A 12328-nucleotide genomic window follows, 5' to 3' on the forward strand; every position below is an offset into this window, starting at 1 on the left:
GCACATTAACGATAAACGAACTAAAGAGGTTTTATTAGTGAAAACCATCAATCGACTAGTTTTTATTTTGTGTGTTGTTTTTAGTACGTATACATATGCAAAAAATGATGTTGCTCCAGATTTTCCTATCAATATGAAGAACCAAGAAACGAGCTTGCATGCCTTGTCAAAGGAAAGTTGGATCTATTTGGATTTTTGGGCTAGTTGGTGCGGTCCCTGTCGATATTCATTTCCTTTTATGAATGAGCTACAAAGTGAGTTTGGCGACAAAGGGTTAAAAGTCGTTACGGTTAATGTCGACAAGGAAAAGTCATTAGCCGATCAGTTTTTGAATGATAATCCGGCAAATTTTACGGTTGTTTATGATTCGAATGGCGACATCGCGAGCGCTTATAAAGTGCCTGCAATGCCTACCAGTTATTTGATCAAAAATGGTGAGATTGTGGGTATACATATCGGTTTCAAAACGAGTGATAAGCGTGAATTAAAAGAACAAATAAGGGCGTTAATTCAGCCTTAAGGGACGAGAATGAATAGTATTAAGATCTCAATGATGGTAGTCGGTGTTTGTCTATTAGCGGCCTGTAGCCAATTGGGTGTTCAACCATGGGAAAGAGATCTGCTTGCTGATCCGCGTATGGAATTGCAAGGGAATGAAGTTGATAAAAGTTTTGATGATCATATTTATTTTAGTAAAGAAGCCACAAGTGGTGGTCGTGGCAGCGCTGCGGGAGGTTGCGGATGCAATTAACCAACATAGGAAAAATTAGCAGCGCTCTTGCGGTTGCGAGTCAATTACTGATTTCTCCGAACGCGCAAGCGGATGAAAGTAATTCAGATGCCATGTGGGATTTTGATAGTGCATTTTTATACTATGGAGAAGACTCTGACAGAGTTATGGCTTCAGAAGGAATGTTTGCTGCGAAAAGAACCAATGGCGACGGGCAAGTGTTTAGTTCCAAGCTCACGATTGATGCACTAACAGGCGCATCTCCAACCGGAGCGGTAGCACAGAATGAAGCGCAAACCTTTACTAGGCCTTCTGGAGATGGTTCTTATGTAGTGGCTCCCGGTGATACGCCGTTAGACGATACTTTTCATGACACACGTGTTCAGCTTAATCTAGGTTGGAGTTCACCTATTAATCGCGTCTGGGATTGGTCTACTGGACTTCATTTGAGTAAAGAGTACGACTACCTTTCTTTAGGTGGGAATCTGGGTTTTACTCGTGCCTTGAATCAAAATAATACAGAATTTTCGATGGGGATTGGCGGATACTTCGATACTATAGAACCGGAAGGTGGAGTGCCTGTAGGTGGTTCGGAAATGGTGTATCGTAATGACTATTCATCCGATGCTGAATTTAACGCAGCCTTTGAAAATACGCGTCGAGATAGCAGTGAAACTAAGGCCACGACTGAGTTGAATTTTGGTGTGAGTCAAGTAATTAACCGGTGGTTAATCACATCATTTAATTACAACTATTCACTGGTTAGCGGTTATTTAACCGACCCATTTAAGCTGATGAGTGTTGTCGATGATTCAGGTACTACTCAGCAAATTTTATACGAAAATCGCCCTGATTCACGAACCAAACATGTCTTGTTTTGGCAGACTAAAGCTAATATTAGCGGGCAAGTTTTAGATGTGAGTTATCGGTATATGTTAGATGATTGGGAAATGGATTCTCATACTATCGATTTGCGGTATAACTATACGTTTAGCAACAATCATTATTTTGAACCTCATATTCGTTTTTATACTCAATCCGAAGCCGATTTCTATTCGCCTTATTTAATGGAATCGTCGCAAGTACCTGAGTTCATGAGTGCCGATTATCGACTAGGCAAGATGAACACATACACTTTAGGCTTTAAATATGGCTTACCAATTAATGATGATGAATTAGCATTTAGGTTAGAGTATTACGTCCAGCAGCCAAAAAATGCAGGATTTGACGAGCCAGGACAATTAGCACAACAAGATCTATATCCAGAAATTAGTGCCATTATCGCGCAAGTCAATTATTCGTTTTAAGCAAACCAAGGAGATATATGGTTACTGACGGAGTTGTACTAGATTGGAAAGGTGACCACTGGCGGGGGTCGTTCCCTGCCATGGCAAGCACATGTGAGATATTACTTGAGCCTTGTGAGAAGGACATCGCTGCCCAGTTACTCAACAGTGCGGCTACAATTACTCGGGGCATAGAAACAAAATTTAGCCGGTATAGAGACGGCAACTTGTGTGCTCAGCTTAATTGTAGCAATGGAAAAGCGGTCGCGATTGATGAAGAAACATTTCGTCTGTTTCAGTTTGCGGACACTTGTTATCAAGTGAGTGAAGGGATGTTCGATATTACTTCGGGTGTTTTAAGAAAAGCGTGGCAGTTTGACGGAAGCGACAAAATCCCCACTAAAAATCAGGTTACGCAGTTATTACCGTTTATCGGTTGGGATAAAATTCGATTCGATGAAAAGCAGGCTTTTATCCCTAAAGGGATGGAAGTCGATTTTGGTGGTATAGGTAAAGAATACGCCGTTGATAAAGTGGCTGCAGAAATGAAGTTATTGGCAGCAGAAATATCGGTGCTTATTAACTTCGGTGGTGATCTGGCGATAAGTCGGCCTAAGTTGTCGAGTAAACCTTGGCTCGTTGGTTTTGAGAGGCCATTAAATAACGACGACCATAAAGCGATTAATTTGGTTAAAGGAGGACTAGCAACAAGTGGAGACGCTAATCGATACCTACTTAAAAACGGTGTTCGCTACAGCCATATCTTGAACCCCAAAACAGGCTATCCAGTCGAACATGCCCCTAAGCAAGTGACCGTTGGTGGGAGTAATTGTATTCAAGCAGGGCTCATTAGTACGATAGCAATGCTGCAAGGAGGAGAAGCGAGAGCTTTTCTTGAAGCGCAAGGAATACCGTTTTGGTTAATAGAATAGTGCCAATGCGTAAAAATAACGGTGTAACAATAGGAATGTATTGATCTACTTAAGCTGATTTTTCTTTGTTTCTAGAGACATAATCTACCGACTCACCGACGTTAATCCCATATTGCTCTGCTTGGATACATTTTACAATTTGCACGTTTTCGATGGTTTCTAGATCAATATAACTCACATCGCAATACTGCCGTGTGGCAAGGTCATAAAATGAATAGACACGCGGTTTAGTAGAATCTTGCGTATTTCTATTGTCTACAATCGCAAGTTTATCTGAGCTAAGTTCAACGACAGAACCGGCTGGGTAAGAACCGACACAATCAATAAATCGTTTCACTAACTCTTCGTCCAGTTCCCCTTCTGCTGCCATTTTTCTTATGATAGAAAATGCTTTTGTATGCGTAAAACCTTGCTTGTAACATCGTGTTGCGGTTAATGCATCAAATACATCGCAAATCGCAATAATTCTGCCATTGATCGGGATATCAGTATCGGCTAATCCTCTTGGATAGCCATTACCGTTTAACTTTTCATGGTGTAGAGCGGCTGTATTTAATGACAACTTAGAGACACCCGGTGTTTTTTTAAGTCTTTTGATTGATTCGGTAACGTGAGACTTCATGACTTCGAATTCAGCAGTAGTAAGACGAGCTGGCTTATAAAGGATACTGTCGGGAATATCGACTTTGCCGATATCATGCAATATGGCACCAATAGCCATATGATGGATTATCTCTTCATCTAAATTTAAATATCGAGCGAACATGGCCGTTAATGTCGCAACGCCTAAAGAGTGCTCCAATAGATACTGATCTTTGTCTCTGATATTTTGCAGACAGCCAATAGCGTTAGGGTTTTCAAATAGAGTATTGATATATTTACGCGTGGTAACTTTTACCTCGTCGATATCAATCTGCAACCCATTCTGGATATTGTCAAAAACCTTTTTTTGTACTTCTTTAGACTCGTTAAGGATCTCTTGTGCTTTTTCTATTTCTTCAAATACGCTCTTACTTTGAGCTGTTTTTAAAGGGTTTTTAGATTTGGGAAACTTACGTTTGGTAGGATCGACTAAAACCTTGGTAACACCCGATTTTTGAAGCTGATCAAGTGCGGCTTGATTTCTAATCCAACTGGCACTACTTAGCCGAAAATTACTCGCTTGTTCAGTAATTTCAACTACGTACATTCCTACCTTTAGTTCGGAAATTTTAATCTCATTGTGCATTTATGAATCGGTGCCTATTAGAATTGTTCAAATTATCAACATAAGTAACTGATGTAGCATAAGTATAATGGTTTTTCCTAGTAATGGAGTACTGCTTTTCGCATAGAATGTGAATAGTATGCTGCTCGACAGAATAAAATAACATTAATTGTCGTTGTACTTCGTTCTTTCATCGTTTTTCTTTTTTACTAACAGCATCCAAAAATCGCATGCCACTCTATCAGCGGTAGTCGGGTTTCCCCAAGCTCCGCATACATCGACTGGCTTACCAGTTGAACGAATAAACTGCCTGCAGTTTCCACAGCATTTTTTCATCGATTTATCTCTTGTTCATTGAAAGTGTAGACCAAGAATATACGTGGCTTTTCCGCCGATATTGATATTGCCTGATGTTTGAGTCTTCGCCCAACTTAAATTAGCCCGCTTGTCTCTTTGCTTTGTCGGTTGGCAAAATAAGATTTAAGAAAATCGAGTATCACCCTGATTTTTTTGAATCAGAAGCACCTGGAGCAAAAACGCCATAAACATGAATAGGTGAAAGAAAATAATCATCTAAAACCGTTTCTAATTTTCCTTGTTTAAGTCGAGGAGCAACATCATAAACCGGAATGCGCCCCAATCCGTGCCCACCTTCAACGAATGCGGTTCTTGCGGCCGCGTTGTTGGTGGAGATGCTCCCAGCCACTTTTACTCGAAATGATCGAGTGCCTTTGGTTAATTCTAACGTTGTAGACGATTGCTTGTAAACGACCCATGTATGAGTATCAAGATCGGTCGGAGTTTTAGGACGGCCATGTTTATTGAGGTAATCTGGTGATGCACATAAACAGGTTTGAAGGGTCGATAATTTACTGGCGATTAAACCCGAGTCTGGTAAAGGGGCTCCACGGATAGCTAAATCGATACCTTCTTGAATAATGTTAATAACATCATCTGATAACATGACGTCTAAGTCTATTTTTGGGAATTGTTCTTTAAACTCATTGAGCGCAGGGACAATCAACTGCAGCCCCACATTTACTGGGCAGGTAATCTTAATCAAACCTTGAGGTTCGTTTTTAAAATTGTCCATCTTTTGCTGTGCAAACTGAGCTTGTTCAGTGATCACTCGACAACTTTCGTAATAGGCTTTTCCAGCTTCGGTGAGAGATAAGCTTCTTGTCGATCGGTTAATAAGCTTTACACCCAAGTTATCTTCTAGCTTCTTCATATGGTAACTGACCACTGTTCTAGAAAGATCCACTTGTTTTGCCGCTGCACTAAAGCTGCCTTGCTCAACAATATGGGTGAATACCACCATACTTTTTAGTTGCTCAATTGATAGGTTCATACTCTTTACAGCTATTGTTCTAATAATTGAACTAATATAGTTCAAAATTAGGTCATTGTCTAAATAGGATGACGAATATATAGTAAGTTCCATACCCAATAAGGTCATTCAACGAATTGAAAAAGAGAAAACAATCATGACAAATACAACAGAAAAAAAGTACTGATGGTTCTTACGTCACATTCAGAGTTAGGCAATACAGGTAAAAAAACCGGATTTTGGGTTGAAGAATTTGCTTCCCCTTATTACGCGTTTCTGGATGCTGGCATTAAGGTGACTCTAGCTTCTCCTGCAGGTGGACAACCTCCGATTGACCCTAGTAGCGAACTGGAAGACTTTCAAACAGCCGCTACAAAACGATTTGATGAAGATAAAGCTGGTCAACTACAACTGGCAAACACGCTAAAGCTAGAAGAGATGAACGAATCTGAATTCGATGCAGTATTTTATCCAGGCGGCCATGGACCATTATGGGATCTTGTTGAAGATAGCAATTCAGTTTCATTGGTTGAATCATTTCTTGCGAATAATAAGCCTGTTGCTGCAGTTTGCCACGCAACGGCCGTATTATTAAACGTAAAAGACGCTGAAGGTGAGTACGTTGTGAATTCAAAAGCGGTGACGGGCTTCAGTAATACCGAGGAAGAAGCGGTTCAGCTAACCGAAGTCGTTCCTTTCTTGTTAGAAGACGAGCTGAAAAATCGTGGTGCTGACTATCAAAAAGTAAGTGATTGGACTCCGTTTGTTGTACAAGATGGGCTTCTTGTTACTGGTCAAAACCCAGCGAGTTCAGAGTCTGCTGCTGAAAAATTATTGGGTATGCTGTAATACCAATTTAAAGTTAATGGTTAGACATTAATAAATTTAAGCCCGTTTGTGATTCACAATCGGGCTTTTTCAATTGCACGTTAAGTGTTAACGTTGTGTGACTATCTTACTTTTAACATCAGAGGCACAACATGAAATTCTTATGGCTCAAACTACTTGTAACGGTACTTGTTTTTGCTGGGCTGTTTGCCGCGGTATATTTAAAAGTAGCCAGTGGTAGTATCTGATCTTTGTGCTGATAGATATGGCTTTTCAGACACTACTGATTAGCTCTTTTCACTCTGATTTTGTTGTTAGCCACCGTTTTTTGATTTAAGGCCGTAATGGCAGAGGTCGCTTCGCTCTCTTCTGGCATTTCAACAAATGCAAACCCCTTTGATAGTCCTGTTTCTTGATCCAAGACTAAGTTGCATTGTTTTACTGAACCAAATTCAGAAAATAGGGTGCGAAGTTCTTGTTCGGTGGTAGAGCGAGCAAGGTTGCGAACTAAAAGTTTCATAGAAAACCTGTATATTAAATTATAGTCTCGATTGTCTCAGGTATTGCTAGGTGAACCAAGCTCTAATTGTTAGTTTTTTCTTTCTGTTTACCCTCTGTTCTACTTGAGTTTCAACCTATTCGAGCTATTGTCTTAATAATATTCATATATGTTGATAGGAAGGTACGCCATGATAAAACTCAGAAAAATGCGAGATGATGAGTTTTCGGCCTATCGGCAATACTCTATGTTAGCCTATGGAAGTGATTTAGCTGAAAATTACGGTTATACATTGAATGAAGCTGCAGATATCGCAGATAACAAGTTAACGGAATGCTTCCCCGATGGTATAGAAACAAGTGACCATGAAATGTACTGTATTGAGTTTGGTGTTGAATCGGCTGCTCAACTAGTTGGCTATTTATGGTACAAAGTTGCCGAACCAGATAAAACCGCCTTTATCTATGATTTTTATGTGTTTGAAGGTTTCCGAGGTTGCGGTATTGGAACTCAGGTTTTTTCCAAACTGGAGTCTCGCTTAAAAGCGAGGGGTGTCGAATTTCTTAATTTAAGAGTGGCGTCTAATAATGAACGAGCAAAAAAACTGTACCAAAAACTGGCATTTAATGTCACAGGGTACAATATGACCAAGAAAATTGACTAAAAATGAGTCGTGGAGAAAAGTTCGGTGTTTTATAGAGAAATAGACAGTGAGGTAAAATTAGCGTTAGTCCATAAGTCTTTTGCCCCTCGATATGCCCAGTTAGCGAAAGAAAATTTTGAATATCTTGAAGAGTGGTTAGCTTGGCCGCCACACTGTAAAAGCAAGCTAGATTTTGAAGAGTTCGTACAGCACTCTTTACATGATTATGCCGACGGTAAGTCAATGGTGTGTGCAGTTTTTTATCAGAATGAGTTGGTTGGGAATGCCAGCTTTAATACTATAAACCACGACTTGAAAAAAGTAGAAATAGGCTATTGGCTTGCTAAGCCTTTTCAAGGTAAGGGCGTCATGACTCGTGTATGCGGGGCTCTAATTGAAATAGCGTTTTCGGAATTTGATATGCAGAAAATTCAAATATCGGCAGCAGTAGAAAATAAACCGAGCCGCTCGGTTTGTGAACGCTTAGGAATGACGTTAGAAGGTGTCATTACAAATGAAGAATACCTTGGTGGTCGCATTGTCGATCATGCCATTTACGGATTACATAAAGATAAAATTAAGTGATTGAATTAATTATATTTGACTGCGATGGTACGTTAGTAGATAGCGAGCTTTTATGTAATGAAGCGTTAGCTATCAAACTTGCTGAACTCGACATTATAGTGAGTCCCCAAGAGTTAGTAGATAGATTTCGAGGGGTAAAGTTTACCGACATTCTTGCTGTTATAGAAGTCGAATACTCAATCGCCTTACCTGCCAATTTTGAAGTTGAATATCGTGAAAAGGTAAAGGCACTGTTTGCACTTTCTTTAACGGCTAACGAAGGGGTGAAAGGGCTACTTGAAAGCATCCAATTACCAATGTGTGTAGCCTCGTCAGCACCTAGACCAAAAATAGAACAAGCGTTAGCACTGACTAATCTGAATATGTTTTTTAAGCAAAATATATTTAGCTGCTTCGACATTGGGATATGGAAACCAGAACCCGATATTTTCCTACACGCCAGTGAGGAAATGGGATATAAACCTGAGAATTGCTTAGTCGTTGAAGACAGCCCAGTAGGGATACAGGCTGCAAAAGCCGCGGGAATGAAAGTGGTTCTTTACGATCCTCATCATATTCATTCGGATATAAAAGCAACTTATCGAGTTTCATCCATGCTAGACATCCTTAGGTTATTGTCATAGGTTACTTTACCATATACTCGATTTTCTCAATATTTACGTTAGGTAAATAGCATGATACATGCGCACCATTAAGGATAATTTGTGCAAACGTCTAAACGCCATGGTTGGCAAAACCCACAAAATTTTTTAATACTCACCTCTATTGTAATCACAATTACATTTTCTAGTTGGCAGGCACTACTTAACAACTTTGTAGTAGAGAAAGCCAACTTTGATGGTGCGGACATTGGTCTGCTTCAAAGCGTTAGAGAAATCCCAGGTTTTTTGGCTTTCACTGTGGTATTTGTTCTTCTGTTTATACGTGAACAGAAATTCATGATCATTGCATTGGCAATGTGTGGTTTGGGTACTGCGGCTACCGGTTTTTTCCCGTCTCTTGGGGGTTGTTATTTACAACGCTAATAATGTCTATCGGGTTCCACTATTTTGAAACTCTAAAACAATCACTCTCTTTACAATGGTTAACAAAGTCTGAAGCGCCTGAAGTATTAGGTAGACTCATTTCTGTTAGCGCATTCGCCTCGCTTTTCACCTATGGGGCACTCTGGTTAGCGTTAGAACAACTAAAACTAGATTATGTTTGGGTTTATCTTATCGCGGGCGGCTTGGCTTTTATTATTACTCTTGTACTTGCATTCGCTTTTCCTGCTTTTGAAACGCATACTCAGCAGAACAAAAAACTTTTCTTGAGAAAACGTTATTGGCTTTATTATGCGCTTACCTTTATGAGTGGTGCCAGAAGGCAGATATTCACTGTTTTTGCGGGCTTTTTAATGGTAGAAAAATTTGGTTACTCAGCTGGAGATATCACCTTATTATTTCTAATTAACTACGTATTTAATTGGTTGTTTGCCAAGAAAATTGGGCGGCTAATTGGTAAAGTTGGCGAACGTAAAGCCTTGGCATTTGAATATATCGGGTTAATTGCTGTCTTTCTCGGCTACGCCTTTGTTGAAACAGCCGAGTGGGGAGCCGCACTTTACGTGATCGACCATCTGTTTTTCGCGTTGGCGCTTGCGATTAGTACCTATTTTCAAAAAATTGCCGATCCTGCGGATATGGCCTCCACCGCAGGTGTGGCTTTCACTATAAACCATATTGCAGCGGTTGTTATCCCGGTTACCTTCGGTGTTATTTGGCTTGTTTCACCGTCAGCGGTATTCTTTTTGGGTGCAGGAATGGCCGTTGTTTCTTTGTTATTAGCATTGAACGTGCCTGAAAAACCGACAGAAGGTAACGAAGTAAGAATATTGAGTTGGACTTAGATAAGCAGAGGGATTTCAAGATGCAGTTTTGCCCAAAATGTGGTTCAAAATCGTTAGTAATTCAAGATACACCAGCGAAACTTTATACCTGTAGCGAGTGTACGTTCACATTGTTTCAAAATGTAGCCGCTGCCGTTATGGTGGTGATAACCTGCAAAGATGAGGTTCTTATTGCTATTAGAGGAAGAGAGCCAGGTATAGGTATGTGGGACTTCCCGGGTGGTTTTGCTGACCCAGACGAAACGCTAGAAGAGGCGGTAATCAGAGAGCTATACGAGGAGCTTGACCTTGTTGTTGATAGCGCGATATATGTGGGGTCCAATCCCAATACTTACCCATATAAAGATATTATCTATAAAACCTGCGATAGCTTTTTTGTGGTTGAATTGGATGAAAAGCCTAAAATGAAGGCACAAGACGATGTGGCGCAAATTCTCTGGGTTGCAATAACTGATGTAGAAATCAGCAAGTTTGCTTTTGAGTCTGCAAAGGTTGCCTTTCAGCAGTTAATCGGTTTTAAAAAAGAAATAATCAGGTAAGTTACCTGATTATTTAAGTTGTTCTATATGCCATAAGTTCATTAGTTATTAATGTTGTCTTTCTTAAAAAGCATCGGCCAGTTTTTATCTCCCTGAGCGATAAACCCGGGGACATCTTTTAACCATTTGTTCTGAATATCTCGATTGTAATTTAGATATAACTTGCCATCTACAATCGTCCATTGCTCTGGGTTTCCTGGAGCAAAGTCGTTCTTTTCCGCAATTGCCCAGGCGCAGTAACCGCCATATTGTGGCGCGTACTTGGTCGGGTCGGCTTTAAACTTATCCATATTGTTCTGACTCGTAAAATACCAATCAGCACCCATATATTCGAGTTTGAATTTGTTGTTACCTTTAATCGCTCTATTATGCGAGAAATAAGCGACAGTATCGTACCCATCTACGGCTTTGTTATTAAAAAAGCCGGTGTAGACGGGAGCCTCTGCTAGTACGGGAAGGGTATAAAAAACACTTGCCACCAATACGAGTAAACTTGATAACCACTTTCTCATTGTAGATTCCTTTGCTAATTATTCGCAGTTAACAGAGTAGACAGAAGAGAGAGAGGAAAACTTTCAGCTAATTAAGCGAATTTTTCTATTTGTTTGGCATTGAGTTTACTCAGGCTACTTTTATGATATGGAGATTGAAGGCACGGTGAGCCATCCTGATAATTCACTTGTATGGTCGCTTTAGTGACAGTGATATGAGTGAAACTAACGGTGTGGGCGTCATCTCTATGCATACAAGGTGAAAAGTGCCCTTGCTCTGGTTCATGGCTGTGATGGAATAATAGTCTAGACGTCGTGTTTTCTTCAATGGCGTTAAATTTCGCAAATAAGCTTCTACGAGACGCTCTCACGTTATCTGCATCAACAGCGCTAGAAATAAGTGGTGGCAATGGCAGAGAGTCAACGAGGCTCTTCCCATCCCACTGTAGCGCTTTGACATGACCTTGTTCGGAACTTAATTGTGTATCGAAGATAACCAAGGTAAATGGTGCATACTGGGTGAGGCTTAATGTCGTGAAATCAGCGATTAGGGCTTCCGCGTTAGAATAATGAGCGTACGACTTTACTAACTGACCGCGACTGACCAACTCCCCATTAGGTAATTCCCCTTGATAGAAATTGAGTAGACATAACGTGAGCCCAAATTCATTGGTTGCAATCCAACTTCCTTTTCCAACAGGGTCTACAGGCATCAAATAATTGATACTTTGTTCGCTAGTAAACTGAGCAGGTGGTAGTGCCTTAGCGCGACCAATTTGTTCGTCCCTATTAAAGAAAACTTGGTAGCCAGTTTCATCTAGAAGCCACGATGCTGTGCACATTAAGCCTGTCCTCTTAAGTAAGTTGCTGTTGCGGGCGCGTAGCCTAAATGTTCATTAGTTTCTATGTCACAATGAGTAGTGATTACTTTAATGATGGCAAGGTGGTGGATAGTATGGCTTGACACAAATAACAGCTCTCGTCTTAATGTAGACGTCATCTCGCAAATCTTCTGTGTCGATATTGTTGCTTCCGACAGTATAGTGACGGGGCTATCTAATTGTTGACTCGTTAGTTTGCATAACCATACCTTTACGTCACTTAGCTCTGAAACGCCTACGGATAGATTAGACTCCACCGGGTCGCCCCTACGGCGATGGTCGTAGTCAATAACACCGATGTTTGACTGATTCATTAAGGCAAGAAACATATCCAAGATATGGCGAAGATGCTCACCTATCGAGCTTTGTACATGAGGAACCGCTTTAAAATTATAGCTAGTATGATCAAGTTTTTCGCACAACGTTAAACTCTGTTCTATTGCTTCTAAGCTGCCGATAATAGATGGGCAAATAGGTTCATTATTCATA

At 40.4% G+C, this 12328-nt stretch carries 16 protein-coding genes and 1 pseudogene; 10 read left to right on the top strand and 7 right to left on the bottom strand.

The features are described 5' to 3' along the window. Positions 1–37 precede the first annotated feature (37 nt). From PGX00_RS20040 to PGX00_RS20055, 4 genes are read left to right on the top strand one after another with little or no spacing between them, the layout of a single operon-like run. Positions 38–520, top strand: a complete 483-nt coding sequence (locus tag PGX00_RS20040) for a TlpA family protein disulfide reductase (RefSeq protein ID WP_272139886.1) — start codon at positions 38–40, stop codon at positions 518–520. A 9-nt stretch (positions 521–529) separates the two neighbouring features. Then, a complete protein-coding gene (locus PGX00_RS20045) occupies positions 530–751 on the top strand; it encodes a DUF4266 domain-containing protein (RefSeq protein WP_272139888.1) in 222 nt (73 codons plus the stop codon). After that, entirely contained in the window at positions 742–2037 is a 1296-nt protein-coding gene (locus PGX00_RS20050) for a DUF3570 domain-containing protein (RefSeq protein WP_272139890.1), read from the top strand. The genes PGX00_RS20045 and PGX00_RS20050 overlap by 10 nt, the downstream gene beginning before the upstream one ends. Positions 2038–2054: 17 nt before the next feature. Next, positions 2055–2948 (top strand): FAD:protein FMN transferase, encoded by an 894-nt coding sequence (locus tag PGX00_RS20055; protein WP_272139892.1) that lies wholly within the window; start codon positions 2055–2057, stop codon positions 2946–2948. 49 nt (positions 2949–2997) lie between these two features. Here the strand turns inward: PGX00_RS20055 and PGX00_RS20060 are convergent, their stop codons facing one another. From PGX00_RS20060 to PGX00_RS20070, 3 genes are all read right to left on the bottom strand, one after another. Continuing rightward, complete coding sequence (locus PGX00_RS20060) at positions 2998–4176, bottom strand: HD-GYP domain-containing protein (RefSeq protein WP_272139895.1); 1179 nt, start codon at positions 4174–4176, stop codon at positions 2998–3000. A 144-nt stretch (positions 4177–4320) separates the two neighbouring features. Continuing rightward, a complete protein-coding gene (locus PGX00_RS20065; protein WP_272139897.1) occupies positions 4321–4491 on the bottom strand; it encodes a hypothetical protein in 171 nt (56 codons plus the stop codon). Between the two features lie 160 nt (positions 4492–4651). Next, entirely contained in the window at positions 4652–5506 is an 855-nt protein-coding gene (locus tag PGX00_RS20070; RefSeq protein ID WP_272139899.1) for a LysR family transcriptional regulator, read from the bottom strand. A 165-nt stretch (positions 5507–5671) separates the two neighbouring features. On the opposite strand from PGX00_RS20070, the gene PGX00_RS20075 reads away from it, so the two are divergent. After that, positions 5672–6334 (top strand): type 1 glutamine amidotransferase domain-containing protein, encoded by a 663-nt coding sequence (locus tag PGX00_RS20075; protein ID WP_272139901.1) that lies wholly within the window; start codon positions 5672–5674, stop codon positions 6332–6334. Between the two features lie 259 nt (positions 6335–6593). On the opposite strand, the gene PGX00_RS20080 is transcribed toward PGX00_RS20075, so the two are convergent. Further along, positions 6594–6833 carry an RNA recognition motif domain-containing protein gene (locus PGX00_RS20080; RefSeq protein ID WP_272139903.1) on the bottom strand — a complete coding sequence of 80 codons (240 nt, stop codon included), beginning with the start codon at positions 6831–6833 and terminating at the stop codon, positions 6594–6596. Positions 6834–7002: 169 nt separating this feature from the next. Between PGX00_RS20080 and PGX00_RS20085 the strand changes: the two genes are divergently transcribed. From PGX00_RS20085 to PGX00_RS20105, 5 genes and pseudogenes are all read left to right on the top strand, one after another. After that, positions 7003–7476 carry a GNAT family N-acetyltransferase gene (locus PGX00_RS20085; protein WP_272139905.1) on the top strand — a complete coding sequence of 158 codons (474 nt, stop codon included), beginning with the start codon at positions 7003–7005 and terminating at the stop codon, positions 7474–7476. Positions 7477–7500: 24 nt separating this feature from the next. After that, entirely contained in the window at positions 7501–8040 is a 540-nt protein-coding gene (locus tag PGX00_RS20090; RefSeq protein ID WP_272139907.1) for a GNAT family N-acetyltransferase, read from the top strand. Continuing rightward, positions 8037–8663 (top strand): HAD-IA family hydrolase, encoded by a 627-nt coding sequence (locus PGX00_RS20095; protein WP_272139909.1) that lies wholly within the window; start codon positions 8037–8039, stop codon positions 8661–8663. The genes PGX00_RS20090 and PGX00_RS20095 overlap by 4 nt, the downstream gene beginning before the upstream one ends. Before the next feature lie 81 nt (positions 8664–8744). Next, positions 8745–9928, top strand: a pseudogene (locus PGX00_RS20100) (MFS transporter). A gap of 20 nt (positions 9929–9948) precedes the next feature. Then, positions 9949–10467 carry an NUDIX hydrolase gene (locus tag PGX00_RS20105; RefSeq protein WP_272139911.1) on the top strand — a complete coding sequence of 173 codons (519 nt, stop codon included), beginning with the start codon at positions 9949–9951 and terminating at the stop codon, positions 10465–10467. 41 nt (positions 10468–10508) lie between these two features. Here PGX00_RS20105 and PGX00_RS20110 read toward each other — a convergent pair whose 3' ends face one another. The 3 genes from PGX00_RS20110 to PGX00_RS20120 all read right to left on the bottom strand — a co-directional run bounded on the left by PGX00_RS20110 (position 10509) and on the right by PGX00_RS20120 (position 12327). Continuing rightward, positions 10509–10979: a YHS domain-containing (seleno)protein gene (locus tag PGX00_RS20110; RefSeq protein WP_272139913.1), complete on the bottom strand. Its 471-nt coding sequence runs from the start codon at positions 10977–10979 to the stop codon at positions 10509–10511. 71 nt (positions 10980–11050) lie between these two features. Beyond that, the gene (locus PGX00_RS20115; RefSeq protein WP_272139915.1) at positions 11051–11800 is read right to left on the bottom strand and encodes an NRDE family protein; all 750 of its coding nucleotides are present in this window, start codon (positions 11798–11800) and stop codon (positions 11051–11053) included. Beyond that, positions 11800–12327 carry a DinB family protein gene (locus tag PGX00_RS20120; protein WP_272139917.1) on the bottom strand — a complete coding sequence of 176 codons (528 nt, stop codon included), beginning with the start codon at positions 12325–12327 and terminating at the stop codon, positions 11800–11802. Before PGX00_RS20120 ends, PGX00_RS20115 begins: the two co-directional genes overlap by 1 nt. Position 12328: the final 1 nt, after the last annotated feature.

It is taken from the genome of Vibrio algarum, assembly GCF_028204155.1.
GTDB classification, from domain to species: Bacteria; Pseudomonadota; Gammaproteobacteria; order Enterobacterales; family Vibrionaceae; genus Vibrio; species Vibrio algarum.